Here is a 25,956-nt window from a genome sequence, read left to right as displayed (position 1 = left end):
GAAGATGCGGGGTTCCTGCGGTTAGACGGAAAGACCCCGTGCACCTTTACTATAGCTTTACATTGGCATTCGTAGTGGCATGTGTAGGATAGGTGGTAGGCTTTGAAACCTGGGCGCCAGCTCAGGTGGAGCCACCCTTGAAATACCACCCTTATCACTATGGATGTCTAACCGCGGCCCGTTATCCGGGTCCGGGACAATGTATGGTGGGTAGTTTGACTGGGGCGGTCGCCTCCTAAAGAGTAACGGAGGCGCGCGATGGTGGGCTCAGAACGGTCGGAAATCGTTCGCTGAGTGCAATGGCATAAGCCTGCCTGACTGCGAGACTGACAAGTCGAGCAGAGACGAAAGTCGGTCATAGTGATCCGGTGGTCCCGCGTGGAAGGGCCATCGCTCAACGGATAAAAGGTACGCCGGGGATAACAGGCTGATGACCCCCAAGAGTCCATATCGACGGGGTTGTTTGGCACCTCGATGTCGACTCATCGCATCCTGGGGCTGGAGCAGGTCCCAAGGGTATGGCTGTTCGCCATTTAAAGCGGTACGTGAGTTGGGTTCAGAACGTCGTGAGACAGTTCGGTCCCTATCTGCCGTGGGTGTAGGAATATTGAAAGGATCTGTCCCTAGTACGAGAGGACCGGGATGGACGGATCTCTGGTGGACCTGTTGTGGCGCCAGCCGCATAGCAGGGTAGCTATATCCGGACGGGATAACCGCTGAAGGCATCTAAGCGGGAAACCCACCTTAAAACGAGTATTCCCTGAGAACCGTGGAAGACGACCACGTTGATAGGCCGGGTGTGGAAGAGCGGCAACGCTTGAAGCTTACCGGTACTAATAGTTCGATCGGCTTGATCGTTCTCATTCCTAATGCCCATTTCTGGTGACAATCCTTGGATTGCGCCGAGATGGATGGCACAGAAAACAGCTTCTCGAGCAACGTGCGTTTTGCCGACCTGGTGGTTATGGCGGAGCGGCTGCACCCGATCCCATTCCGAACTCGGCCGTGAAACGCTCCAGCGCTGATGGTACTTCGTCTCAAGACGCGGGAGAGTAGGTCGCTGCCAGGTCTGCCAAGCGCACGTTGTTTAATCTTCTCCTTACGAACAGGCCCGCCAACGGGACTCCGGGCCGCGAAAGCGGCCCTTTCATTTGGCGGAAGCTTGAATCCGGTGAGCCAAGGCTTACCTTTAGGGTTGACGCGGGGTGGAGCAGCCCGGTAGCTCGTCAGGCTCATAACCTGAAGGTCACAGGTTCAAATCCTGTCCCCGCAACCAAATTCGAAAACGGCCCGCCTTGTGCGGGCCGTTTTCGTTTTGCTGGCCGATTGGTTCGATCCCCGTCAGGCCTCGCACGAAGCAGGCACAGCGAGACACCAAGGAAGGTCCCGCCCCCGCAACCAAATTCCTTGCATGCGAGCATCAAAAACCCCGGTAGCCTTACGGCGCCGGGTTTCTTTGTTTTGGGGCGTGCTGCCAAACACCGAAGCTCGCGCGCCGCGACGGAGTTCCACGTCCTGCCGGCACCTAACTGTGCTGCATGGATGCAGCTCTAACCGGCATCCCGGTTGGTCAAGGCGATGTGGCAGCAGCCGGAACCGTGACCCGGCGTCCAGGTGACGTTGTCGAAGCGCACTCCGGTGGCCTCGAACAGGCCGCGGTCGAAGGCGCCGGCGATGCGGCAGAGCGTGGCGAGCTTCTCGTCGCCGACGCCGGCTTCGACCCAGGCGTCCTTCAGCGGACAGCGCTTGACCTTGAAGGCGATGCGGCCTTGGCTGCGTTCGACGTCGGTCGGATACATGCGGCCGCCATCCGGGCTGACGGCGAGGAACGCCTCGCCGATCGCCGGTGCATCGTTCGGGCCGAAATCGGCGAAGGCCGCCGCCGCAACCTCCTTGCCGCGTTGTTCGATGATACGGATCATGATCGCCTCGGCTTTTTCCGCGCCCAACTCCGCGGTTAGCTCGTCGAGGAATAGACGATAGAGATCGGCGCGGTTGCGGAAGGCGGAATCGAGTTCGCGCGACAGTGTTTCGGCTCGGGCTTCGGCGTCGGTCATGATACGTCCCGTTCGATCCTTGACAGTCTTGGCGCTGCCGCCACCAGCGCCTTGCCGATCGCGGATTGCGGCGCGTCGATTACGCTGCGCGCATCGCCGCTCTCGGCAATGCGCCCGGCTTCCAGAATAGTGACCCGGTGAGCGATGGCACGGACGACACCGAGATCGTGCGAAATGAACAGATAGGCGATGCGTTCCTCGCGTTGAAGGTCAAGCAGCAGCTGCAGGATCTGCGCGCGCACCGAAACATCGAGCGCCGACACGGCCTCGTCGAGCACGACCAGCGACGGTTTCGTGGCGATGGCGCGGGCGATTGCAACGCGCTGGCGTTGGCCGCCGGAAATTTCGTGAATGGCGCGGCCGGCGAGACCGGGGCTGAGGCCGACGCGTTCCAGCAGAGCTGCAATATGGCGCGGGCGCTCGGGGCCAGAGGCAATGTGATGGATGCGCAAGGGGTCGTCGAGCACACGGGCGACTGTGGCGCGTGGGTTCAAGGCGGCGAGCGGATCCTGAAACACCATCTGAAGACGGGCGCGCCGGCCGCGCAAGGCAGCGCCGTTCAGCGATAGGAAATCGCTGCCTTCAAATTCAATACGGCCGGTATCGACTTCGATGAGCCGGAGCACTAGACGAGCTATCGTCGACTTGCCGCTGCCGGAAGGTCCGGCCAGCGCCAGCGTCTCGCCGGGGTCGATGTGGAAGGAAACGTCGTCGACCGCGGCGATGATCTTGCCGCTGCGACTGTATCGTTTGGTCAGGCCGGAAACGGCGAGCAGCGGGTCGGTCATGTTCGCAACAGCGGCTCGGCGTCGAGGCCGAGATGAGCGTCAAGCAGCACACGAGTGTATGCGTGACGCGGCGCATTGACGATTTGGGCTGTCGAACCGAGCTCGAGCAGCTCGCCATGCCGGAACACCGCGATGCGCTCTGCAAGCTCAGCGGCCAGCGCAATGTCGTGGCTGATGAACAGCAGCGTCATACCGTCCTCGGCCACCAGTCGCCGGATCAGCCCGACGATCTCGGCCTGCACGATCGTATCCAGCGCGCTGGTCGCCTCGTCGGCGATCAGCAATCTCGGACCGGCCGCGATCGCCGCGGCGATGGCGACACGCTGCTTCTGGCCGCCCGAGAGCTGGTGTGGAAAGGCGCAGAGGGCAGCGTCCGGATCGGGCAGGCGGACGCGCTCGAGCAGGGTTTTTGCCTTGGCATAGGCGTCTCGCCAACTGAGGCCGAGATGAGTGCACGCGACTTCCGCGATCTGCTTGCCGATTGGCATCACCGGGTCGAGACTGGCGGATGGGTCCTGGAAAACGAAGCCGATATCGCGGCCGCCGATGGGGGTGTGGCTTGTCGCAATGACGAATGGTCGGCGCTCTGTCGCGCCCCCCTCTGTCCTGCCGGACATCTCCCCCTCAAGGGGGGAGATTGCGCTTTCATCTCTGCCTTCGCCAATCACCGAAGCTGGCGGAAAGGAACCGGCTGCGAAACTACCGATCTCCCCCCTTGAGGGGGAGATGTCCGGCAGGACAGAGTGGGGTGCCTTGGCACCAAACATTGGCGGCGGACGCAAGAGCCAATCGATGCGGCCTTCGATCCTGGCGGTGGCCGGCAGCAGGCCGGCAATGGCCAGCGCCAGCGTGCTCTTGCCCGAACCGCTTTCACCGATGATGGCAAAGCGCTCGCCGGCGGTGATGTCGAAGCCGACATTCTTCAGCGCCGCTACCTCGGCGCCGTCGCGGCGATAGGTCACCGTCAGATTGCGGATCGAAGCAAGCGCCGTCACGACAGGCTCCTCCTCATCGCCGTGGTCTCGACGACGCCTTCGCCGGCGAGATAGACGCCGAGCACGGTGAGCACGAGCGCTACGCCCGGAATGATCGACAGGAAGGGCGCGGTGCGCAGCACGGCGCGGCCTTCGGCGATCATGCCGCCCCAGGTAACCCGGTTGGGATCGCCGAGGCCGAGAAAGGACAATGCCGCTTCGGTGAGAATCGCCGCGGCGACGATCACCGACGACAAAGCCATTACCGGCGGCAGCGCATTGGGGAGCACCTCGCGAAAGGCGATCTCCAGCGGATGCATGCCGATGACGCGGGCGCCGGCAACAAAATCGCGCTCGCGGATCGACAGCACTTCGGCCCGCGCCACGCGTGCCGGTCCGATCCAGGCGCCCAGCGCGATCGCAGCGACGACGACGCCGAGCGACGGCCCGACGATGCTGACGAAAGCCAAAGCCAGCAGAAAGGCTGGGACGGTCTGGAACGCGTCGGTGATGCGCATCAGCATCTCGTCGACAAGGCCGCCAGCAAAGCCGGCCACGGTGCCGATCACGGCGCCGATGGCAAGGGCGGCGGCTGCTGCTGCCAGCCCGACCGCCAGCGAGGTACGGGCGCCATGGAAGAGCTCGGCTAGCACGTCGCGGCCGAGCCGGTCGGTGCCGAGCGGCAGCGACCAATCCTGGAAGAGCGGCAGCAATGCCGGTCCGGCAATCGCCTGCGGATCGCCGGGAAAGAACAAAGGTGCAGCAAGCGCCATGGCAAACAGCGCCGCCAGGATGACCGCGCCGGCGACAGCCTCCGGCGTGCGCAGGAAGCGGGCAAGTGGACTCATGCGCTGGCCTCACTGGCCCCGACGCGCGGATCGAGGAAGACGTAGGCGATGTCGACGAGAAGGTTGATAATGACGACCAGGACAGCGCTGGTGAGAATAATGCCGAGCAGTAGTGGGGTATCCCGCGCGGCCACCGCTTCCTGCGCCAGCCGGCCGAGGCCGGGCACGGAAAAGACGCTCTCGATCACGACGCTGCCGCCCAGCATCTGCGCGGATTGCAGGCCGAGCATGGTGACCAGCGGCAACAGTGCGTTGCGGGCGACATGGGCGAGCACGATGCGGCGGCGGGAAAGTCCCCTGGCGCGGGCGGCCAGCACAAAGTCCTGTCGCCACACCTCGGCCATGCCGGCGCGCATCATGCGCAGATAGAGCGCGAGATAAATGAAGCCGAGCGCCGAAACCGGCAGGACGAGATGGCGGGCGATATCGGCGGCACGACCGAGGCCGGTCTTGGCCGAGGCGATACTCTCGATGCCGCCGATCGGAAACCAGCGCAGGTCGACGGCGAAGACAATGATCAGCACAAGCCCGAGCCAGAAGCCCGGCACGGCATAGAGCGCCAGCGAACCGATGGAGAGGAAGCGATCGCGGAAGCTGCCGGGACTGGCGCCGGCATAGATGCCGAGCGCCGAGCCGAGGCCGAAGGAGAGCGCGGTGGCGCTGCCCATCAACAGCAGCGTGTTGGGCAGGCGCTCGAGGATGACATCGCGGATCGGCCGCGAAAAGGTGACCGATTGGCCGAGATCGAGATGCAGCAGCGCCCAAAGGTAATTGGCGAGCCGTGTCAGCTCCGACTGGTCGAGCCCCCAGCGGTGACGCAACAGCTCGATCATGCCGGCGTCGCCTCCGGTCGAGACGATGTAGGCATCGACCGCGTCGCCGGGAGCGGCTTCGAGCAACAGGAACGTGCCGATGACGACAATCAGCAGCACGAAGATGCTGCCGACGAGACGGCGGCGAAGGAGGATGACGGCGCGGGTCATGGCGCAACGCCGATAGGAGAGCCAAGTCTTCGGTGCCGCCCTCTACGGCGCCCCCCTCTGTCCTGCCGGACATCTCCCCCACAAGGAGGGAGATTGGCAGTTTCGGCGTTGCCGGCCGTCTTGCAACGCTGGAGATTGGCGAAAGCGACAATGACAGCCGATCTTCCCCTTCGTGGGGGAGATGCCAAGTGGTGGCAAAGAGGGCAGGACAGAGGGGGGCGCGAAAAAGCTCTCATCGCTGAAGCTGAGCACCCACACAAACGGCGCGCAAGTCTGGAGAGACTTTCTTACCCCTCCAGCCAAGTGTCCGCCCAGTTCGATACCGCCCAGCGCGGGTTGTTGGCGATGTTGTTGACCGTATCACGGGCGACGCTGATGAAACTCCATTCGGCGACGTTGATCAGCGGCAGGTCGGCGGCAACTTTCCTCTCGAACTCCTTGTAGAGTTCGGTGCGGGCGGCGGTGTCGAGCGTCTCCGATGCCTTGGCGATCAGGGCATCGAGTTCGGCGTTCTTGTAGCCGCCCTGGTTGGAGAAGGGCACGCCGTCGGGAATGCCGCTCTGCACCAGGATGGTGGTCGAGATCGCCGGATCGCCGCGGAACACCGGCGGCCCGACCGCGAGGTCGAAGGCGTGGTCGGTGTAGACCGCCTTGATATGCGCGGCCGAGTCGTTGTTGACCAGCTGGGCGTCGATGCCGATGGCGGCGAGCGCCTGGCGCAGATAGTCGCCGAACTGCTTGGTTTCGTTGAAGTAAGGCGCCGGCAGCAATCTCAGTGAAAAGCGCTTGCCGTCATCGCCCCGGCTGTAGCCGGCCTCGTCAAGCAAGGCGTTGGCCTTGGCGACGTCGAAGGCGTAGGTCGGCACGTCGGCGGTGTAGAATTGCGGGTCGTTTTTCGGCACCGGGCCAGTGGCGGTGGCGGCATAGCCAAGGAATACCGTCTTGACGACGAAATCCTTGTCGATGGCGTGAGCGATCGCCTGGCGTACTTTCAGGTCGGCCAGCTCCTTGCGGCGATGATTGATCTCGACGACGAGCTGGTAGGTCAGCCCTTCATAACCCTTGGTGATCACCTTGAGACCGGGCACTTTGGAGATGCGGTCGAGATCGGCCAGGGGCACGGCGGAGAAGGCGGCGAGCTGGATCTCTTCGGCTTCCAGGGCGCTGGCCGCCGACGTGCGGTCCGGCAGCACCTGATAGATGATCTCGTCGAGATAGGGCTCGTCCTTGCCCCAATAGTCGGTGTTCTTCTCCAGCCGGTAATATTCGCCGGGCTTGTGTTCGGCAAATTTGAACGGTCCGGTGCCGACAGGGGCGTTGTTGGCCGGGTTATCCTCGATCTTTCCGGTCTCGTAGATGTGCTTGGGCACCACGCTGCTCAGCGCCGGCAAGGCGTTGCGGATCAGCTGGAACGGTGTCGGCTTGGCGAATTTGAACACGGCGGTGGTTTCGTCCGGCGTGTCGACCGCCTCCAGATCCTTGAACACGGTGCGGCCGAGATTCTGCAGCGGCTTCCAGACCTGCAGCGCCGAGAAGGCGACATCGGCTGAGGTGAATGGCTTCCCATCATGCCATTTGACGCCCTCGCGCAGTTTGAACGTAACCGACAGGCCGTCGGCGGCACCTTCCCAGCTGAGCGCCAGGCGCGGATCGAGCCCGTCCTTGCCGCCGAAGGAGGCCTCGGCCAAGGTTTCCACGATCTTGCTCGAGATGAAGAAGACGCCGTTCGAGGCGACAATCGCCGGATTGAGATTGCGCGGCTCGGAATCGGCGGCGACAACCAGTCGTCCGCCCTTTCTCGGCGTCTGCGCCGAGCCGATCGTCGGCATGGCGGTGGAGGCCAACAGCAATGCCGAACCGGCCAGCATTGTACGTCTGGAAATGGTGAACTCTGGCATGATCGAACTCCGTCCTCTCCGCGGACCCGGCCGGGTCCGCCGTACCCCTCGGACGCTCGTAAGCATCCTGCAAAGCTGATTATGGGCCTTGTGCGGGGTTTCGCCAAAGACGGAATTGGCGCATCTCTACGTGGCTTTGAAATTTCCGTCCGCTGGACCAGTTGTACAGAAAACGGTTCGACGCGCGGTTCTAGCAGGACCAGACTGGAGTAAAGTGCAGCAGGTGGAGCAGCTTTTGGGGCTGGTTCGCCCGTTCTGGCTGGACCAGATCGGGCAAAATGATGCAGATTTAAGCATAGCCGAGGTTCAGAGCCGGAAAAGCCGGTGCCGGCGAGCGGCCGGCTAAGGGATTTCAGGGAGAGAGACATGAACATTGCCCCGGGCAAGAATGCCGTCGGCAGCGTGCCGTTCGACCAGGCCAGGGTGGACGGGCTGATGGAGGAGGCCGGCATCGACGTGCTGCTCGCCACCTCCAAGCACAACACGCAATATCTGCTTGGCGGCTACAAGTTCATCTTCTTCGCCGCCATGGATGCAATCGGCCACAGCCGTTATCTGCCTGTCGTCGTCTATGAGAAAGGTGGGCCGGAGCATGCCGCCTATATCGGCAACCGCATGGAAGGCGGCGAGCACCAGAATCATCCGTTCTGGACGCCGACACTGCATGCCGCCTGCTGGGGTACGCTCGATGCCGCCAATCTGGCGGTCGAGCATTTGCGAAAGATCGGCAAGGGCAATGCCCGCATCGGCATCGAGCCCGCCTTCCTGCCGTCCGACGCCTATATGCTGATCCGCAACGCGCTGCCGGATGCCAAGCTGATCGATGCGACTGATATGCTGGAGCGCATGCGGGCAATCAAAACCGAGGCGGAGCTGGAAAAGCTGCGCATCGCTTCGGAGCTGATCACCGATTCCATGCTGGCGACCATCGGCTGGGCACGCGAAGGCACGACCAAGAGCGAGATCATCGAACAGCTCAGGCGCGAGGAGACCAATCGCGGCGCGCATTTCGAATATTGCCTGTTGACGCTAGGCTCCAGCCACAACCGCGCCGCCTCGCCGCAGGCGTGGAGGAAGGGCGAGGTGATGTCGATCGATTCCGGCGGCAACTACCACGGCTATATCGGCGATCTTTGCCGCATGGGCGTGCTGGGCGACCCTGACGCCGAACTCGAGGATCTGCTGGCCGAGATCGAGGCAGTGCAGCAGGCGGCCTTCTCCAAGGTCAAGGCGGGCACGCTGGGCGGTGACATGATTTCTCGTGCCGAAGGCGTTCTGAAGAAATCCAAGGTTGCGGCCTATACTGATTTCTTCGCGCATGGCATGGGGCTGATCACGCATGAAGCGCCGTTCCTGATGACCAACCATCCGGTGACCTATGAAGGCACCTATGCCGCAAAGCCGCTGGAGAAGAACATGGTGCTTTCGGTCGAGACGACCATGCTCCACCCGACGCGCGGCTTCATCAAGCTGGAGGACACGGTGGCGGTGACCGATGCCGGTTACGTCATGTTCGGCGATCGGGGCCGGGGCTGGAACAGGGGCGGGGGCGGCTTAGGCGCTGGTTACCTAGCCCGTTCTTGAGATTACCTCGTCCGAGCAAATAATTGGTCACGCCAGCGAGCATTTGCCGATATGGAACGCGAACTGCCCAAGCAGGTCTTTATCGACGGGTGCGAGCAGATCTCCATGGAGTTCGAACCGATTGGGTTCCGCTTTGCGAAAAGCGGTCCTCATGCGAGTCGTCGGGCCGGCGACTGGGTATTCAAAATCTCCTTTCAATCAAACTATCTGAACGTCGGCGGCGAGTACGTCGAACTCGTCGTGCATGCGTCGGTCTACAGCAAGGCAATAAAGGAGTGGGACGAGCGAAGCGCTTGGCCCGCCAGTGCCAGCGATTGGGTCGCCGGTGGACAGCTTGGCAATTTGCGAACCCCGCATCATTGGCGGACATGGAACATCGCAAACCCGCATACCCGCCAGGCTGAAATCGCGAACATCGTTGCCAACATCCAAACGACTGTCCTGCCGCTCTTCGAACGTTTCGACGTTCCGCGCAAACTAGCCGAACAGGTCGCATGTTCTGAAGTTCCGGGCTTCATGTTCCCTGAAAATGCTGTTCGATTTGTACTCTGGCAGCTTGGTCCAGAGGCAGCGGAAAACTGTTTGTCCTATTGGGTGGCGCGCTTACCTTCGCCGGATGCTTTCCGATCAGAGCGCGATGTCCCCACTTTGCCGGATAGGCTCGCTCTGGGGAGCGATACTAACAACCTAGCAAGGGTCGCTCGTGCGATGAAGATTGGCCTCAGCCTCTGACATTATCTGCCCGGCGGGATCAACCTGAAATCCGGCAACTCCCGCAACGCCAGTTCCGGCCCGGTCGGCGAATAGACGACGAAAAGCTGCATCGGCCCGTCGCCGGTATTGAGCGTCGAGTGGAAGCGGCTTTCCGGCACATAGATGGTGCAGCCGGGGCCGACTTTCTCGACGACCGGGTTGCCTTTCTCGTCTTCGACCATCTGCTCGCCATTGCCTGAGATGACAAAGATGATCTCCTCCGCACCCGGATGGTTATGACGCGTATGGCCTTTGCCTGACGGTAGGTCGACGACACCACCGGAAAATCGCTTTGCGCCGTTCACTTCGGGAGCGACCGTCAGCGACAGCCTGCCCCAGTCGAAGCCGAAGGCGCTGACGTCTTTTGGATATACGAATACCTTGCTGTTGTCGGTCATCGTCCCACCCTTCTTTTTGCTGGTCTCTACGCAGCGCCGAACGTAACGGCCTTGAAATCCGCCGTCTGCCTGGCGATCGAGGCTTCCGCCGGCAGCCGCTCCATCGAACTGGCGCCATAGAACCCGTGTAGGCCCTTGCAGCGCTCGAGAATATATCTGGCGTCGTCCGGCATCGAGATCGGCCCGCCATGGCAAAGCAGGATCATATCCTCGCGCACTGAGCGTGCCGCTTTGGCGATGGCGTCGATCTCGCTCACACAGTCGTCCAGCGATTTAGCCGATGTCGCGCCAATCGAGCCGCCGGTGGTCACCCCCATATGGGCGACGACGATGTCGGCGCCAGCTGTTGTCATGGCGCGCGCCTCGTCTGGGTTGAAGACATAGGGCGTGGTCAACAGGTCGAGTTTGTGAGCCTCGGCGATCATGTCGACCTCGAGCCCGAAGCCCATGCCGGTTTCTTCAAAACTCTGCCGCATCTGGCCGTCGAACAGGCCGATGGTCGGAAAGTTCTGCACACCGGAAAAGCCCATCGTCTTCAACTCGGCCAAAAGCAGCGGCATGATGACGAAGGGATCGGTGCCGTTGACGCCGGCCAGCACCGGCGTCTTCTTCACTACCGGCAGCACTTCGTAGGCCATTTCCTTGACGATCTCGTTGGCGTTGCCATAGGCGAGCAGGCCGGCGGCCGAGCCGCGCCCGGCCATGCGGTAGCGGCCGGAATTGTAGATGATGATCAGGTCGATGCCGCCGGCTTCCTCTGCCTTGGCCGACAGGCCGGTGCCGGCACCGCCGCCGACGATCGGCACGCCGTCCGCGATCATCTTGCGGAATTTCTCCAGGATTTTCTTGCGCGGTATGGCGGCCATGTCTTGGTGTCTCACTGTCTGGCGATGTCGAGGAAGGCCGTTGTGGCAGCCCAGGCGAATTCGGGGTCGTTGATATGAAGCGGCAGGCGCAGCACGCGCCGCGTTTTGGCGGGTTTGATGGTACGCTCGATCGCCTCGAACAAAGCGGCATCGGCTTCAGGGTCGAAGAAGGCGCCGCCTTCAATGTCGAGCGCCGACACGCCTTTCTCCGGAATGAGGAAACGAACCGGACCCTGGCAGAGGCTCAGCCTTGTGCCGATCCATTCGCCGATCGTTCTGCTTTCGTCGGCAGTGGTGCGCATCAGTGTGACGTTTGGATTGTGCTCATAGAACAGCCGGCCGCGATAGCGTTCCGGAATTGTCGGCGGCGCCCAGAAATTGACCATGTCGAGCGCGCCGACCGAGCCGACATAAGGCAGCCCGGTGCGGGCGATGGCGCCAAAGCGATCTTCGGTCGCCGGCAGCACGCCGCCAAGCACCAAGTCGCAGACTTCGGTCGTTGTGATGTCGATGACGCCTGACAACAGGCCGCTGTCGGCCAATTTTTCCATGGTGCGGCCGCCGGTGCCGGTGGCATGAAAGACCATGCAGTCATAAGTCGAACGAAGCTCATCGGCGATCGCGGTCACGCATGGCGTGGTGACGCCGAACATGGTGAGGCCGAGCGACGGTTTGCCCTCGGGCGGCGGCGCCGGCTTTGTCGCCATGCCTGATATCGCCTGGGCGGCATTGTGCAGCACGACACGCGAAAGCCGGTTGAGGCCGGCCATGTCGGTCACCGACGGCATCATGACGATGTCGGAGACGTCGACGTAAGGCGCGGTGTCACCCGAGGCCAACGTCGAAACCATGATCTTGGGCAGACCGAGCGGCAGCGTGCGCATGCCTGCGGTGATGATCGAGGTGCCGCCACCGCCGCCAATGCCGATAATCCCGGCAATATCGCTGCGCGACTGGACAAACCGGGCAAAGGCGGCAGCCATCGCCGCCACCGCGGTGCCGCGATCGTCGACGCCGAGCACGGCATTGCGACCCTCGGAATGGTGGCTGGCGACCTCGTCTGCCGAAACATCGACCGGCACGGTCGCGCCGCGTGTTCCGATGTCGACACGGGCAATCGAAGCGCCGGTAGCCGCGACCGCATCGGCCAGAAATGCGAGTTCCTCGCCCTTGGTGTCGGCGGTGCCCACCACATAGATGCGCTTCATCGCGTTTCCCCGGTCTTGGGCGTGCTCGGCGCTGCCGCCCCTTTTTGCCCGGCCGTTCGACGGCGCGAAGGGCCATTGCAATTTTTTGAGACACGCGTATCGTATTGACATGAATGTCTCACGTCAACAAGCGGCAATGGACGACGATGCCAGCCAAGGGCCGAACCCCCAGGTAGAGCGCGGGGCCCGCGCGCGCACCAGGCGTCTCATGCTGGAGACGGCGACAAAGCTGATGCAGGCGGGCGCCACGCCCTCCGTCAGCGAGGTGGCGGAGGCAGCGGAGGTCTCGCGCGCCACCGCCTATCGGTATTTTCCGAGCCAGGCGGCGTTGGTGCAGGCGGTGGTCGATGAGGGGCTTGGGCCGATCCTTACGTGGAAATCGAGCTCTGCCGATCCCGAGCGCCGGGTCGCCGAGCTGTTCGAGACCGCCATGCCGCGCATCGAGGTCTTCGAAGCGACGTTCAAGGCGGCGCTGAAACTGTCGCTCGACCAGTGGGCGCAGCGACAGGCAGGCACGCTTGACGGCGAACCTGCCTTCACGCGCGGCCATCGCGTCGATCTTTTGAAAGATGCGATCGCGCCACTCAAAGGCCGGTTGCCGCCGCGCGAATTCAAGCGGCTCGCGCAGGCGCTGTCATTGATCTTCGGTGTTGAGGTGCTGATCGTTTTAAAGGATATATGGGGATTGGATAGCCGCAGTACGATGTCGGTTGCGCAATGGGCGGCCGGCGCACTGGTGCGTGCGGCGGTGACGGAATCGATGGCTGAAGGTGACGAGATCGCGCCGACGAGGGCCGTTAGATGAGGCCAATCTGGTTCGACCAGATTTTCAACCTGACCATTTGTGCTACTAGCGATGCAGCGGCCTAAGCAAGGCACTTATGTATCAAGGAGTAGGAAAATTCAGGGAAAACAGACAGATATCGCAGAAACCAACTTGTCTGCGTGTCCGCCACCGTCCAAGAAAGAGCTTGACGTTCGTCTGAAATTGGTAATACCAGATCAGGACAAATAAAGCGGATCAAAGGGTGAAGGCTAAGATCCGTTTCGGTCGAACGAGGAGGCTCAAAAACCGGAACGGTGCCGTCACGGGAGGACTACCAGGGCCGGCCTCGCCGCCGGCTCGCATGACGCGGTAGAATGCGCACAAGGGAGGAAATCATTATGCGCAAGACAATGACCAGCTTGCTTGCTGGTATCGGCCTAGTGCTCACCTGCGGAACGTCCGTCTACGCGCAGGAAAAGGAACTTACAATCTTCTGGGCGGAATGGGATCCGGCCAATTACCTGCAGGAACTCGGCAACGAGTACGAGAAGGAAACCGGCGTCAAGATCACGGTGGAAACCACACCGTGGCCCGACTTCCAGACCAAGGCCTTCACCGAGTTCAACGCCCATGGCGACGCCTACGATATGGTCGTCGGCGACTCGCAATGGCTCGGTGCCGGCTCGACCGGTGGCCACTATGTCGACCTGACCGAGTTCTTCAACAAGCACAAGGTCGGTGAAGTGATGGCACCGGCCACGGTGAAATACTATGCCGAATATCCGGGCGGCAGCAGCAAGTACTGGGCCATTCCGCTCGAAGGCGACGCCGTCGGCTGGTCCTATCGCAAGGACTGGTTCGAAGACCCCAAGGAAAAGGAAGCCTTCAAGGCCAAGTATGGCTACGATCTCGACGTGCCGAAGGATTTCAAGGCGCTACGCGACATCGCCGAATTCTTCTACCGGCCGGACCAGAAAAAATACGGCATCGCCATCTACACCGACAATTCCTATGACGCGATGGCGATGGGCTTCGAAAACGCGCTGTTCTCCTTCGGCGGCGAGCTGGGTGACTATAAGACCTACAAGGTCGATGGCTTCATCAACTCCGACAAGGCGATCGCGGCGCTCGACGCCTACAAGGAACTCTACAAGTTCACGCCTCCGGGCTGGGCCAAGTCGTTCTTCGTCGAGGACAACCAGGCGATCACTGAAAACCTGGCCGCGATGAGCATGAACTACTTCGCGTTCTTCCCCTCGTTGATCAACGAGGCGTCGAACCCGAACGCCAAGAACACCGGCTTCTTCGCCAATCCAGCCGGACCTGGCGGCGACCAGTTCGCCGCACTCGGCGGTCAGGGCATCTCCATCGTTTCCTACTCGCAGAAGCAGGAAGAGGCGACGAAGTTCCTGGAATGGTTCATCAAGGACGAGACCCAGAAGAAATGGGCAGCGCTCGGCGGCTACACCTGCAGTGCCGCCGTGCTCAAGTCGCCCGAATTCCAGAACGCCACGCCCTACAACAAGGCGTTCTACGAGACCATGTTCAAGGTCAAGGACTTCTGGGCGGTTCCGGAATACGCGGAACTGCTGCAGCAGCTTAACCAGCGCATCTATCCTTACATGATCGGCGGCGAAGGCACCGCCAAGGAGACGCTGGACGCACTGGCAGCCGACTGGAACGCGACCTTCAAGAAATACGGCCGCGGCCAATAAGTATGAAGTTTCACGGAGGGGGCGTTCGTGCCTCCTCCGTTTCTTTTTCTGATTTTTGAACCGGGAGCAGAGTCTTGGCGACCACGATGATCACCACGCTGGACAGGTCCTCGCGGGCCGCCGCTCGCGGTCTAAGCGACATTTCGATCCGCAATCTCTTCATCATCCCGACGATCCTGTTTCTGATCGTCTTCAACATCTTCCCGCTGATCTATTCGCTGGGCTATTCGTTCACCGATTTCCGCGCCTCGACCAGCGCGGCGGCGAATTTCGTCGGGCTGCAAAACTATCGCGACCTGCTCAGCGATCCCTATGTCTGGTCCAACTTCGCCATCACCGCAAAATACGTCATCATCTCGGTCGCCGGCCAGCTGCTCGTCGGCTTCGGCGTGGCCATGCTGCTCAATCGCGACATTCCGCTCAAGGGCCTGCTGACGACGCTCCTGTTGTTGCCGATGATGCTGTCGATGGCCGTCGTCGGCCTGTTCTGGAAGCTGCTCTACGATCCGTCCTTCGGCATCATCAATTATGCGCTGGGCCTCGGCACCTTCGAATGGCTGTCGAATCCGAAAATGGCGCTCTATGCGGTCGCGCTGACCGACATCTGGATGTGGTCGCCCTTCGTCATGCTGTTGTCGCTGGCCGGCCTGTCGGCCGTGCCCAAGCATCTCTACGAGGCAGCCGCGATCGACAGGGCCGGGCCGTTCTACACCTTCTTCCGCATAACGCTGCCGCTGGTTGCACCGATCCTGATGATCGCGGTCATCTTCCGCACCATGGAGGCGTTCAAGACCTTCGACCTCGCCTATATCCTGACCAGCCAGCCGACGGCCGAGCTGATCTCGATCCGGCTCTACAAGATGGCGTTCCAGGAATGGCAGACCGGGCGTTCCTGCGCGCTCGCCTACATCGTGCTGATCATGGTCCTGGCGATCACCAACATCTATGTCAAATACCTCAACAAGGTGAAGGAGCGCTGAGATGGCCGCAGTCCGCACTTCTTCCGAAATCACCTTCAACCGGGTCGCCATCGTCGCTGTCCTGCTGGTGACGATCATCTTCCTGGCGCCGATCTACTGGATCGCCTCGACGGCGTTCAAGCCGCGCAACCTCGCCACCACCATTCCGCCGACGGTGGTTTTCCAGCCGGAGATATCGCCCTTCGTCAAGTTGTTCACCAAGCGTTCGCAGCTGCGCAGCCCGCCGTCGCCGGAGGAGTACGCGGCTGCGCCGTGGTGGGAGCGCGTCGTCTTCAATGGGGGTGAAAAGATCGTGCGCGACGGCAAGGGCCAGGTGCAGTGGTCGGGCTATCCGAGCCGTTTCATGAACTCACTGATCGTTGCCATAACCTCGACCGTCCTGGCCGTCGGCATGGGCACCTTCACCGCCTATGGGTTCTCGCGCTTCAAGGTAAAAGGCGAGGCGGACCTACTGTTCTTCATCCTGTCGACACGCATGCTGCCGCCGGTGGTCGTCGCCATTCCGATGTTCCTGATGTACCGGGCGGTCGGCCTCAACGATTCCCATATCGGCCTGATCATCCTTTACACCGCCTTCAACCTGTCCTTCTCGGTGTGGCTGATGAAGGGCTTCATGGACGAGATCCCCAAGGAGTATGAGGAGGCGGCCCTCGTCGACGGCTATACGCGCATGGAGGCCTTCTTCAAGATCGTGCTGCCCGAGGCCGCCACCGGCATCGCCGCCACCGCCGTGTTCTGCTTTATCACGGCGTGGAACGAATATGCCTTCGCACTGATCATGACCAGCCGCCGTGCCCAGACAGCACCGCCCTTCATCCCCAGCCAGATCGGTTCCGGCCTGCCGGACTGGACGGTGATTGCCGCCGGAACCTTCCTGTTCCTGCTGCCGGTCGCGATCTTCACCTTCCTGCTCCGCAACCACCTGTTGCGCGGCATGTCGTTTGGAGCGATCCGCAAATGAGCTTTCGCGACATCAACCAGAAATATCTCGAACCGGGCAGCCAGGTGCTGATGGTGCTCGGTATCATCGCGCTCTGCCAGCCGTGGAACATGCTGCTGCACAGCTATGGCGTGACCATTATCCTGATCGGCCTGATCGGCTTCAACATCACCTCCAAGATCGCGCCGGAGGAGAAGGCCGGCACCGGGCAAGGGGCAAATCCGGGGGCACAGCATTGACCCAGATCGAGCTTCGAGGCGTCCAGAAATATTTCGGCGCCGTCCAGGTCATCAAGGACCTCAACCTGAAGATCAACGACAACGAGTTCATCGTGCTGCTCGGCCAGTCGGGCTGCGGGAAGACGACGACGCTCAGGGCGATTGCCGGGCTGGAGACGATCGACGGCGGCGACATCCTCATCGACGGCAAGCCGGTCCAGCACCTCAAGGCCGCCGATCGCGATATCGCCATGGTCTTCCAGTCGTTCTCGCTCTATCCGCATATGAGCGTCTATGAGAACATCGCCTTTCCGCTCAGGGCGACGCGCAAGAGCAAGGCCGAGATCGACAGCGAGGTGCGCTCGGTCGCCAAGACGCTGCAGATCAGCGATCTCCTCGCCAAGAAACCGTCGGCGCTGTCGGGCGGCGACATGCAGCGCGTGGCGATCGGCCGAGCCTTGGTGCGGCGGCCGAAGGCGATGCTGATGGACGAGCCGATCGGGGCGCTCGATGCCAAGCTGCGCGAGGAGATGCGGGCCGAGATCAAGCGGCTGCACATCAAGCAGGGCTCGACCAGCATCTACGTCACCCACGACCAGATCGAGGCGATGAGCCTCGCCGACCGCATCGTCATCATGCATGAAGGTGTGCTGCAGCAGGTCGGCTCGCCGGACGAGGTCTATTCGCACCCGGCGAATCTTTTCGTCGCGCAATTTGTAGGCAGCCCGGTGATGAACGTCGCCGACACTTCGGTGACCGAGAAAGCCTCATCGGCCTCGGTCACGGTCGGCGATGCGGCCGCCGGTTTCGAATTCCCGCGCGCCTTGCTGTCGAAGCTCAACGGCCATGCCGGCAGCCAACTCGCGCTCGGCATCCGGCCGGAAGGCGTCCTCGTCCGCCGCGAAGCCGCCGAGGGGTTCCTGCCGGTGGAGACGCAGATCGTCGAGCCGCTCGGGTCCTTCGACATCGTCGACCTCAAGGTCGGCTCCAAGATGCTGCGTGCGCGCACCAAGAGCGGCTTCATCGGCGGCCCCGGCGAAAGAGTCTTCGTCAGAATCGATCCCAGCCAGGCGCATTTCTTCGACACGGCGAGCGGCAAATCGCTGGGAGTGAGACTCTGATGGCCCACATCCAGCTCAAGAACATCTCGAAGAAGTTCGGCAACCATACTGCTTTGACAGGGCTCGATCTCGACATCGCCGATGGCGAGTTCTTCGTTCTGCTTGGCGAGACCGGCGCCGGCAAGACGACGACGCTGCGCATGATTGCCGGCCTGGAAAAACCGAGCGAAGGCCAGGTCTTCATCGACGGCGTCGATGTCGCCGACTGGGGCGCGGCCGAGCGTGACGTGGCGCTGGTGCTGCAGCAATATTCGCTGTACCCGCGCTATACGGTGCGCCAGAACCTCGAATTTCCGCTGAAGCCGAAGATCCGCCGGCTGCCCGATGCCGAGATCAAGGATCGTGTCGACCGCGCGGCCAGGACGCTGAGGATCGAGCATCTGCTCGACCGCAAGACCGACAGGCTTTCAGGCGGCGAGATGCAGCGCGTCTCGATCGGTCGCGCCATCGTGCGCAAGCCGCGGGTATTCCTGATGGACGAGCCGTTGTCGGCGCTCGACGCCAAATTGCGCGAGGCGCTGCGCACCGAATTGAAGAACCTGCAGATGCAGCTTGGCGCCACCTTCCTGTTCGTGACGCATGATCAGATCGAGGCGATGTCGATGGGTGACAAGGTCGGCGTGCTCAACCATGGCCGCATCGTCCAGACCGGCACGCCGTACGAGATCTATAACAATCCGCGCGACACCTACGTGGCAAGCTTCGTCGGCTCGCCGCCGATGAATCTCATCGACGGCAAGCTCGTCAACGGACGTGCGGTGATGGCGCCGCTCAATTTCGAATTGCCGTTTGCAGGGGGTGCCAAGACTTCGGGGGGTGCCAAGACTTCGTGGGGGCTAAAGACGGGCGCGGCGACCGACGGTCGCCCGCTCGTCTTCGGTATTCGTCCCGAGGACGTCTATCTCGAGACCGGCGCGCCGGTCGAGGCGCGGGTCCATGACGTCGAGAACCATGGCGTCGAGAAGATCCTGACGCTGCGGGTCGGCGACGCCATGCTGCGCGCCACCGTGCCTGCCAGGACCGACGTCCAGATAGAGCAGCCGGTGCGCTTTGCCTGGAACCCGGACAAGGTGGTGCTGTTCGACAAGGGCAGCGGAATAAGCCTGCGTCACGCCGGCTAAGTACAAGCGTCTTTACTGCGCTAGAGCGGGATGCGTTCAAAGTGAACCGTGCATCCCGCTCTATCCATGTGTTTTAGCCGCATTTGTGCGACGCCACGTGATTCCACTTGGCTGCGAAATGCTCGAGTCTTCCCGTCATCCCCCGTACGGGGGATGCGGATGCTCCGATTTGTCGAATAGGCTGATCCTTTGGTCCCAAACGGGCTTTGCAAGCCCAATTTGGAGGCCCAAAATGGAGGGTTGGCTATGGGAAATCTGTTCCGCAGTTTTGCGACGATCCTGCTCGTCGCCGGTATGGGATTGTCGGCGGCGCATCTGGGCGAGGCGCAGGCAGCCAAGAAAGTTGTCGCCGGCGCGAAGGTCGACGCCAAGAAGATCAAGGACCTCAACGGCACGGTCAATCTGTCCACCAGCGACTGCAAGCTGTTGTTGAGCGGCACCGTCGTGGAAGTCTCGGATGGCAGGTGCGGGGCCTCCGGCAAATATTGCAAGAGCAGCGCCGGCTCGGCCTGCATTACCGAGCAATAAGCCGGCCAACGTTTAGCCGGCCTGGCGGATCTCCGCCTGTTCCTCGGCCCGGAAATGGCTGGGCGGCGATCCGATGACCCGTTTGAAGGCGCGGCTGAAGGAGGCGTCGGATTCGTAGCCGAGACGAGCCGCGACGACGGAAATCTTGAGCCGGTCGCGGACCAGCCATTGCCTCGCCTGGTGCATCCGCACCTGCGTGACGTACTTTGCCGGTGTTTCGCCGACAATGGTTGCGAAGCGCTCGGCGAAACCTGATCGCGAGGCACCCATCATCTTCGCCAGAGCCTCCACCGTCCAGTCGCGGTTCGGTTCCAGATGGATCGCGGCCAGCACCCGGCCGATCTCGCGGTCCCTGACCGCCGCAATCCAACCGGAAGAGTCGCCGCAGCCGCGCTCGACCCATGAGCGGATGACGGTCGCGGCGAGCACATCGGCCAGCCGCGCCAGGATGCCGCCAGAGCCGACGCGCTCCATCGTCACCTCGCGGGCCATCGCTTCCAGCAAATGCGGGATACCTGGCTCATAGGCCTCCAACTCATGTGCGCGCATCACGTCCGGCATCATGCCGAGCAAGGGGTGCAAGCCATCGAGATTGAAATACATGCTGCCGAAAAACAGCAAGGTCCCCGGACGGCAGCCGGGCATGCCGTCATTCGACATGCAATAGACACCCTTGCAGATTTCCTCGACCTCATAGCCGTGGATCGGCGCCGCCTCGATACCCGGCTCGCTCGCCAGCGTGTGGGCTGAGCCGCGCGGCAACAATACCGCGTCGCCCGCCTTGAGCTCGACCCATTCACCGGACGGCTGCAGCAACCAGCAGCCTTTGCGGCCGATGAAATGAAACCGTGCCGCCGCCTGAGCCGGAAAATGGATGCCCCAGGGTTCCTTCATCTCGCAACGGCCGTAATCGACGCCTTCGAGACGCAATCCCCGCAATATGTCTGTCAGCGGATCGCCGGTGATTGGAATTTTGGACGAACGGTCAAACATAATGGTGTTTCTAGCATGGAAACTCCAGCTAGTCACTCCCTATGTTGCTTGCATTGCAGCCAAATGCTGCGCTGCAACAGACCGGAGATCCCTCATGACCGAACCCGCGACAGGCGTCATGGACGCCGTTCTCGACCCATCGGAAACCGGCGAACGATCCGAGCCCGCATGGGGGGCGGTGGTCTCCCTGGCGCTCGGAGTCTTTGGCCTGGTGACCGCGGAATTTCTGCCTGCCAGCCTGCTGACGCCGCTTGCGCAGGATCTCGGCATCACCGAAGGCGCCGCCGGGCAGGCGGTAACGGCCACCGCCGTCATTGGCGCGATTGCGGCGCCGACCATGGCTATTGTCACCAAGCGGCTGGACCGCAGGCTGGTCATGTGGGCACTGACGGTGCTGCTTGTGCTGTCAAATCTGGTGGCCGCGTTTGCGTCCTCGCTTCCCGTTCTTCTGATTGCCCGCATCATGCTCGGGATCAGTCTTGGCGGCTTCTGGTCGATGTCGGCAGCCATGGCGATGCGGCTCGTTCCGATGCGGCTGATGCCGCGCGCCATGTCGATCATTCTCACCGGCGTTTCGGTGGCGACGGTCTGCGCGGCTCCGGTCGGCGCCTATGTCGGCGACATCTGGGGCTGGCGGACGGCGTTCATGATCGCCGCCGTGGTCGGTGCGCTGGCGCTGCTGGTGCAGGTGGCTACCATTCCGAAGCTGCCGCCTGCAGGTACGGCAGGTTTTCGCACGCTGCTGGAGGTGATGAAGCGGCCGATGATCAGGGTGGCACTGCTGGTGGTGCTGCTGGTCGCCTCGGGACATTTTGCCGGCTTCACCTATGTCCGCCCGTTTCTCGAGAAGGTCCCCGCGCTGGACATCGAGACGATCTCGCTTGTGCTGCTCGCCTACGGCATTGGTGGCTTCTTCGGCAATTTTGCCGGCGGCTTCATTGCCGAACGCAGCCTCAAGGCAGCCGTCAGCCTGGCGCCCCTGCTGATCGCGTTTTCGGCGCTCCTGCTGCTGGTGGTCGGAGGTTCACCCGTCGTGGCTGCAATAGCAGTGGCCAGCTGGGGCTTTGCCTTCGGCGCCGTCCCAGTCGGGCTGCAGACCTGGCTGGTGCGGGCCGCCCCCGATCAGGCGGAAAGCGCCGGTGGGCTCATGGTTATGACGTTCCAGGTCGCCATCGCGTTGGGCGCCGTCTTCGGCGGCCTGCTGGTCGACAATACCGGCGTTGCCACCGCCTTCGCCTATTGCGCGGCGGCGACGTTGCTTGCGGCACTGGCGGCGTTCTTCCTTGGCCCCAAGCCGATCGACGACCCCAAGGCCTAAACGGAACGGCCGTCGAAGTCGAAGACCGGCACGGCGGCGACGTCCAACGCCTCGATGCAATTAATATTGATATAGGCACTTCGCCCGCTCCCTTCGCCGACATCCTCGGCGAAGGGGTGAATGCCGCAGCTGCGGCAGAAGCGGTGGGCGATGACATGGTTGCCGAAGCTGTAGCGGCCGAGATCATCGCCCCAGGCAAGCACCCGCATGCTCTCATGCGGAACTGCCCATAGCAGTGCACCCTTGCGCGAGCAGATCGAGCAATTGCACCGAACGGCTCCGGTCAGCTCGCCTTCGACCTCGAACGCGACCTTGCCGCAGTGGCAGCTGCCTTGGTAGAGCATCGGGCCTTCCTCCTTCGGTTCGACAGGTGCAAATCCGACCGTGCCGGGCTATGTCTCCTGCGGCCAGTTTCTGGCTACTACGTTAAGACGTTGCAAGCGCGCGGAGTCCGACACCGAAAAATGCAATCAGCCCGCGATCACCTCGAAGCAATTCTTTCGCCTCTTGCCGCTCGCGTCGACGATGAGAGGGTTTTCGTAAAGCTCTACCCGGAAGCCGCACGGGCGGCGGCGGACGCCACCGATGCGCGGCGAAAAGCCGGCGTCACGCTCGGGCCGCTCGATGGGGCGATCGTCTCGATCAAGGATCTGTTCGATGTCGCCGGCGAGCCGACCACGGCGGGCTCTCTGCTGCTCGCCAACGCAGCGCCGGCGCTGCGGGATGCCATTGTCGTGCAACAGTTGCGCCAGGCCGGTGCAATCATCCTCGGCAAGACCAACATGACCGAGTTCGCCTTTACTGCGATCGGCGTCAATCCACATTATGGCACGCCCGGCAATGCTAGCGATGCCAGCCGTATTCCGGGCGGCTCCTCCTCAGGCGCCGGCGTTTCGGTGGGCGAAGGCACCAGCGAAATCTCCATCGGTTCCGATACCGGTGGTTCGGTGCGCATTCCGGCATCGCTGAATGGCGTCGTCGGTTTCAAGCCGACTGCGCGGCGCGTGCCGCTTGCGGGTGCGTTTCCGCTGTCAGCCACGCTGGACTCGATCGGTCCGCTGGCCCGCACCGTCGCCGAATGTGCGGCGGCCGATGCAGTGATGTCGGGCGAAAACCTGGCGGCACTGTTGCCGCTGCCGCTGGACGGCCTGCGCATCGGTATTGCGCGCGGCGTGCTGTTCGATGATACGCAGGAAGAGGTCGCGACGACGTTCGACCGGTGTCTGCGCAAGATAGAGCTTAGCGGCGCACGGCTTGTGGAGCTGTCGATCGACGACCTGCTTGCCGATCTGCGCGTGGCAACCCAACGCGCGTCGATCGCGGCGATGGAAGGGGCGGAGATCCATGCCGACTGGCTGGCGACGGGAGCGACGAGGCCGGTCGACCCGCGGGTAAGCGGGCCATTGGCGCGCGCCGCCGCCATTCCGGCCACGGTCTATATCAGGGCAATGCGCCGCCGCACGGCGCTGGCCGCCGCGATGGATGACCGGCTGGCGTCGGTCGACGTGCTGGCCCTGCCGACCACACCGGTGACGGCGCCGACGATCGTGTCGATGACCAGCGACGAGGCTCTGTGCAACAGGACGGAAGGCCTTCTGCTGCGCAACACGCAGGTCGCCAACCAGTTCGATCTATCAGCCATCTCGCTTCCGATGCCGGGAATGACGCGTCCGGCCGGCCTGATGCTGGTGGCGCGCAATGGCCATGACCACCACCTGCTGCGCATCGCAGCGGGCGTGGAGGGGCTGCTTGCAAATTGATCGGATAGCGCGTGTCAGCGCGACGAGCAGTGGCCGCGTTCGCTGTCCTTGGCGGCGCGTTCGATGCTGGTGGCGACCAGCCAAGGCAGGGTGTACCGCTTGCCGTTGAAGGTCCGGGTGCGGTTCTCGATCGAGCCGACAACAACGACCTTGCCGGCATAGAGCTTGTCTGAAAGATCGAGCGCCTTGTCTTGCTGCGGCAGGCGATCGATGTCGATTGAAACGCCTTTGATGAGCTTCCCAGCAGCGAGGTCGAGCGCGCTGTTCGATGGACAGGGTGCCGCCACGCAGCGTATGCCGTTGTCGCAGAACACGTAGCTACCCTGTCCGTTGGCGAAGGCTTGCGCCGTCGCCACGCAGAAGCCGGTGGTCAGCAGGAATTTTGTGACGCTTGCCATGCCGGCACCATCGCCGGCGAATTCGGGAAAATTGGGGCGCTTTCAGAAATCGGCAGGGAACCGCCGCCGGTAGTGCTCGACCACTTCGGGGTTGCGCAGATTGACCGGCAATCTGTTGGCCAGCACCAGCAAGGCTTCGCCAGCCGCGCCGACGCCCATGCGCATCATCGACTGCTCGGTAATCCCAGCCATGTGCGGGGTGACGATGACGTTGTCGAAGCCAAAATAAGGATGGTTGGGCGGTAGCGGTTGTGTAGCAAAAACATCGAGCGCAGCGCCGCCGATGCGGCCCTTCTGCAAGGCCTCGATCAGCGCGTCGTCATCGATCACCGGCCCGCGCGAAACATTGATCAGCAGCGCATCCGGCTTCATCCGCTCAATGCGCTCGCGGCTGATCAGCCCCCGTGTTTCGGGCGTCAGCGGGCAGCACAGAACGATGATGTCGCTCTGCTCGATGAGTGCATCGATCGACAGGAAGCCGACCCTGTCCGGCGCCGGCCGCATGCTGCGCGTCGTCGCCACCACATTCAGATCGAACCCATGGGCGGCGATGTGGCCAACCGCCTGACCGATCGCGCCGAGGCCGACAATGCCGATCGTCTTGCCCGCTAGCTCGCTGGCCACCACCGTGTGTTCGCGGCCCGCCAGCCAGCCCTTCGCACGCAAGTCGCGGTCCAACACACGGAAGCGCCTAAGCAGCGCCAGCGCCGCGAACATCACATATTCGGCGACAGATCGCGCGTTCACCCTCGGCACGTTCGCCACCAGCACGCCGGCCGCATTGGCCGCTTCCATCGGTACCATGTCCAGCCCGGCGCCGTGGCGGATCGCGGCCCTGAGCTTCTTCGCGCCTTCGAAAAGCGCCGCAGGCAAGGGAGCGCGAACGATGATGACATCGGCGTTCCTCGCCTCGGCGGCCAGCGTGGCCGCATCGAGGGCGGAAGCAACGACGAGTTCGCCGGCCCCGGTCAGCATGGAAGCGGCACGAGGGTGCAGTCTGTGTGTTGACAGGATCTTGAGCATTTCAGGCCTTTTCGAGCGCAGGGCTTTCCGGTTCCGCCCCACGCCCCTCGATCAGCCCCTTCCAGTAGCTTTCCGCGCCTTGCAGGTGGGCGCTCATCAGCGCCTGGGCGAGATTGCCATCGCGGCGCAGCAGCGCCTCGTAGATCTGGATATGCTCGGCATGGGAGCGCACGCTGCGTTCGGGATCGTTGAAATAGATCGGCAGGCGCAGTTCACCCATCATGTAGTAGACGCTGCAGATATTGTGGAAGACGCTGTTCTTGGTCGCCCGCACGATCTCGAGGTGGAACTCGCGGTCTTCCCGGGCAAGCCCTTCACCGGCGGCGATGCGATCCTCGGAGGCCTTCAGGATCTCGCGCAGCCGCTCGAAATTCTCCTCGGTGGCGCGTGAACAGGCAAGTTCGGCGGCCTTGATCTCGTGGATCTTGCGCAACTCGACCGTCTCGTAGATCTGGACGGGATCGAGCGGCAGGCCGGCGCGGGCGAACAGCGCCATCGCCTCGACGCTCGCCTGCTTCGTATCGATGTAGATGCCGGATTTCGCCCGTCGCTCGACGATGCGCATGGCCTCGAGAATGGCCAGCGCCTCGCGGATCTGGCCGCGGCTGACGCTGAAATGCTCTGCCAGTTCGCGCTCCGACGGCGTGCGGCCCGTCTCCTTGTCCGAATGGGAGAACAGATAGGCGGCGAGTTCCGCGAGAAGGTTCTTTTCTTTCAT

The 25,956-nt window shown here is 62.5% G+C and carries 26 protein-coding genes, 1 tRNA gene and 2 rRNA genes (1 of these 29 running past the window's edge); 15 read left to right on the top strand and 14 right to left on the bottom strand.

The features are described 5' to 3' along the window. From NKJ28_RS02435 to NKJ28_RS02425, 3 genes are all read left to right on the top strand, one after another. A 23S ribosomal RNA gene (locus NKJ28_RS02435) occupies positions 1-858 on the top strand; it begins 1,941 nt to the left of the window's first position. Between the two features lie 96 nt (positions 859-954). Further along, a 5S ribosomal RNA gene (rrf, locus tag NKJ28_RS02430) occupies positions 955-1,069 on the top strand. 130 nt (positions 1,070-1,199) lie between these two features. Further along, positions 1,200-1,276 (top strand) — tRNA-Met (locus tag NKJ28_RS02425). Positions 1,277-1,550: 274 nt separating this feature from the next. Here NKJ28_RS02425 and NKJ28_RS02420 read toward each other — a convergent pair. The 6 genes from NKJ28_RS02420 to NKJ28_RS02395 all read right to left on the bottom strand — a co-directional run bounded on the left by NKJ28_RS02420 (position 1,551) and on the right by NKJ28_RS02395 (position 7,548). Then, the gene (locus NKJ28_RS02420; protein ID WP_352633842.1) at positions 1,551-2,057 is read right to left on the bottom strand and encodes an L-2-amino-thiazoline-4-carboxylic acid hydrolase; all 507 of its coding nucleotides are present in this window, start codon (positions 2,055-2,057) and stop codon (positions 1,551-1,553) included. After that, positions 2,054-2,845, bottom strand: a complete 792-nt coding sequence (locus tag NKJ28_RS02415; protein ID WP_352633840.1) for an ATP-binding cassette domain-containing protein — start codon at positions 2,843-2,845, stop codon at positions 2,054-2,056. Before NKJ28_RS02415 ends, NKJ28_RS02420 begins: the two co-directional genes overlap by 4 nt. Beyond that, positions 2,842-3,840 carry an ABC transporter ATP-binding protein gene (locus tag NKJ28_RS02410; protein ID WP_352633838.1) on the bottom strand — a complete coding sequence of 333 codons (999 nt, stop codon included), beginning with the start codon at positions 3,838-3,840 and terminating at the stop codon, positions 2,842-2,844. Before NKJ28_RS02410 ends, NKJ28_RS02415 begins: the two co-directional genes overlap by 4 nt. Next, positions 3,837-4,667, bottom strand: coding sequence for an ABC transporter permease (locus NKJ28_RS02405; RefSeq protein ID WP_352633836.1), 831 nt, complete (start codon positions 4,665-4,667; stop codon positions 3,837-3,839). The genes NKJ28_RS02410 and NKJ28_RS02405 overlap by 4 nt, the downstream gene beginning before the upstream one ends. Beyond that, complete coding sequence (locus tag NKJ28_RS02400; RefSeq protein ID WP_352456834.1) at positions 4,664-5,650, bottom strand: ABC transporter permease; 987 nt, start codon at positions 5,648-5,650, stop codon at positions 4,664-4,666. Before NKJ28_RS02400 ends, NKJ28_RS02405 begins: the two co-directional genes overlap by 4 nt. Before the next feature lie 287 nt (positions 5,651-5,937). Further along, positions 5,938-7,548: an ABC transporter substrate-binding protein gene (locus NKJ28_RS02395; RefSeq protein WP_352633834.1), complete on the bottom strand. Its 1,611-nt coding sequence runs from the start codon at positions 7,546-7,548 to the stop codon at positions 5,938-5,940. A gap of 366 nt (positions 7,549-7,914) precedes the next feature. Here NKJ28_RS02395 and NKJ28_RS02390 point away from each other — a divergent pair, with 366 nt between their 5' ends. Further along, positions 7,915-9,132 (top strand): M24 family metallopeptidase, encoded by a 1,218-nt coding sequence (locus NKJ28_RS02390; protein WP_352633832.1) that lies wholly within the window; start codon positions 7,915-7,917, stop codon positions 9,130-9,132. A 51-nt stretch (positions 9,133-9,183) separates the two neighbouring features. Then, positions 9,184-9,864, top strand: a complete 681-nt coding sequence (locus tag NKJ28_RS02385; protein WP_352620178.1) for a DUF4304 domain-containing protein — start codon at positions 9,184-9,186, stop codon at positions 9,862-9,864. A gap of 2 nt (positions 9,865-9,866) precedes the next feature. Here NKJ28_RS02385 and NKJ28_RS02380 read toward each other — a convergent pair whose 3' ends face one another. The 3 genes from NKJ28_RS02380 to NKJ28_RS02370 are packed head-to-tail and all read right to left on the bottom strand — an operon-like array spanning position 9,867 to position 12,357. Next, on the bottom strand, positions 9,867-10,283 hold the full coding sequence (locus NKJ28_RS02380; protein WP_352633830.1) for a cupin domain-containing protein: 417 nt from the start codon (positions 10,281-10,283) through the stop codon (positions 9,867-9,869). Between the two features lie 26 nt (positions 10,284-10,309). Beyond that, the gene (locus NKJ28_RS02375; RefSeq protein ID WP_352456829.1) at positions 10,310-11,149 is read right to left on the bottom strand and encodes a phosphoenolpyruvate hydrolase family protein; all 840 of its coding nucleotides are present in this window, start codon (positions 11,147-11,149) and stop codon (positions 10,310-10,312) included. A gap of 11 nt (positions 11,150-11,160) precedes the next feature. Then, on the bottom strand, positions 11,161-12,357 hold the full coding sequence (locus tag NKJ28_RS02370; RefSeq protein WP_352456828.1) for a Tm-1-like ATP-binding domain-containing protein: 1,197 nt from the start codon (positions 12,355-12,357) through the stop codon (positions 11,161-11,163). A gap of 109 nt (positions 12,358-12,466) precedes the next feature. Between NKJ28_RS02370 and NKJ28_RS02365 the strand changes: the two genes are divergently transcribed. From NKJ28_RS02365 to NKJ28_RS02330, 8 genes are all read left to right on the top strand, one after another. Then, on the top strand, positions 12,467-13,162 hold the full coding sequence (locus NKJ28_RS02365; protein ID WP_502902160.1) for a TetR/AcrR family transcriptional regulator: 696 nt from the start codon (positions 12,467-12,469) through the stop codon (positions 13,160-13,162). 359 nt (positions 13,163-13,521) lie between these two features. Next, on the top strand, positions 13,522-14,838 hold the full coding sequence (locus NKJ28_RS02360; RefSeq protein WP_352633828.1) for an ABC transporter substrate-binding protein: 1,317 nt from the start codon (positions 13,522-13,524) through the stop codon (positions 14,836-14,838). Positions 14,839-14,912: 74 nt separating this feature from the next. Then, positions 14,913-15,818, top strand: a complete 906-nt coding sequence (locus NKJ28_RS02355) for a carbohydrate ABC transporter permease (RefSeq protein WP_254816733.1) — start codon at positions 14,913-14,915, stop codon at positions 15,816-15,818. A gap of 1 nt (position 15,819) precedes the next feature. Next, positions 15,820-16,779, top strand: a complete 960-nt coding sequence (locus NKJ28_RS02350) for a carbohydrate ABC transporter permease (protein ID WP_352448403.1) — start codon at positions 15,820-15,822, stop codon at positions 16,777-16,779. Next, a complete protein-coding gene (locus NKJ28_RS02345; RefSeq protein ID WP_023675179.1) occupies positions 16,776-16,997 on the top strand; it encodes a hypothetical protein in 222 nt (73 codons plus the stop codon). The genes NKJ28_RS02350 and NKJ28_RS02345 overlap by 4 nt, the downstream gene beginning before the upstream one ends. Beyond that, complete coding sequence (locus NKJ28_RS02340; protein ID WP_023675180.1) at positions 16,994-18,097, top strand: ABC transporter ATP-binding protein; 1,104 nt, start codon at positions 16,994-16,996, stop codon at positions 18,095-18,097. Before NKJ28_RS02345 ends, NKJ28_RS02340 begins: the two co-directional genes overlap by 4 nt. Beyond that, positions 18,097-19,218 carry an ABC transporter ATP-binding protein gene (locus tag NKJ28_RS02335; protein WP_352448401.1) on the top strand — a complete coding sequence of 374 codons (1,122 nt, stop codon included), beginning with the start codon at positions 18,097-18,099 and terminating at the stop codon, positions 19,216-19,218. The genes NKJ28_RS02340 and NKJ28_RS02335 overlap by 1 nt, the downstream gene beginning before the upstream one ends. A gap of 246 nt (positions 19,219-19,464) precedes the next feature. After that, on the top strand, positions 19,465-19,746 hold the full coding sequence (locus tag NKJ28_RS02330; protein WP_352448400.1) for a hypothetical protein: 282 nt from the start codon (positions 19,465-19,467) through the stop codon (positions 19,744-19,746). Between the two features lie 12 nt (positions 19,747-19,758). Here the strand turns inward: NKJ28_RS02330 and NKJ28_RS02325 are convergent, their stop codons facing one another. Beyond that, on the bottom strand, positions 19,759-20,739 hold the full coding sequence (locus NKJ28_RS02325; protein ID WP_023675183.1) for an AraC family transcriptional regulator: 981 nt from the start codon (positions 20,737-20,739) through the stop codon (positions 19,759-19,761). 94 nt (positions 20,740-20,833) lie between these two features. Here NKJ28_RS02325 and NKJ28_RS02320 point away from each other — a divergent pair, with 94 nt between their 5' ends. Then, entirely contained in the window at positions 20,834-22,057 is a 1,224-nt protein-coding gene (locus NKJ28_RS02320; protein ID WP_352448398.1) for an MFS transporter, read from the top strand. Here the strand turns inward: NKJ28_RS02320 and NKJ28_RS02315 are convergent. Beyond that, positions 22,054-22,401: a GFA family protein gene (locus NKJ28_RS02315; RefSeq protein ID WP_023675184.1), complete on the bottom strand. Its 348-nt coding sequence runs from the start codon at positions 22,399-22,401 to the stop codon at positions 22,054-22,056. The genes NKJ28_RS02320 and NKJ28_RS02315 overlap by 4 nt on opposite strands. A gap of 120 nt (positions 22,402-22,521) precedes the next feature. Here NKJ28_RS02315 and NKJ28_RS02310 point away from each other — a divergent pair, with 120 nt between their 5' ends. Further along, positions 22,522-23,817: an amidase gene (locus NKJ28_RS02310; RefSeq protein WP_352456822.1), complete on the top strand. Its 1,296-nt coding sequence runs from the start codon at positions 22,522-22,524 to the stop codon at positions 23,815-23,817. A gap of 14 nt (positions 23,818-23,831) precedes the next feature. On the opposite strand, the gene NKJ28_RS02305 is transcribed toward NKJ28_RS02310, so the two are convergent. From NKJ28_RS02305 to NKJ28_RS02295, 3 genes are read right to left on the bottom strand one after another with little or no spacing between them, the layout of a single operon-like run. Next, complete coding sequence (locus NKJ28_RS02305) at positions 23,832-24,215, bottom strand: hypothetical protein (protein ID WP_352588475.1); 384 nt, start codon at positions 24,213-24,215, stop codon at positions 23,832-23,834. A gap of 42 nt (positions 24,216-24,257) precedes the next feature. After that, positions 24,258-25,238: a hydroxyacid dehydrogenase gene (locus tag NKJ28_RS02300; RefSeq protein WP_352633824.1), complete on the bottom strand. Its 981-nt coding sequence runs from the start codon at positions 25,236-25,238 to the stop codon at positions 24,258-24,260. A 1-nt stretch (position 25,239) separates the two neighbouring features. Continuing rightward, positions 25,240-25,956: a FadR/GntR family transcriptional regulator gene (locus tag NKJ28_RS02295; protein WP_292661187.1), complete on the bottom strand. Its 717-nt coding sequence runs from the start codon at positions 25,954-25,956 to the stop codon at positions 25,240-25,242.

The sequence above is a fragment of the Mesorhizobium sp. M0145 genome, assembly GCF_040322355.1.
In the GTDB taxonomy this organism is placed as follows: domain Bacteria; phylum Pseudomonadota; class Alphaproteobacteria; order Rhizobiales; family Rhizobiaceae; genus Mesorhizobium.
Note: the sequence above shows the minus strand (reverse complement) of the source record. Positions and strands in the feature narration are given on the sequence as shown.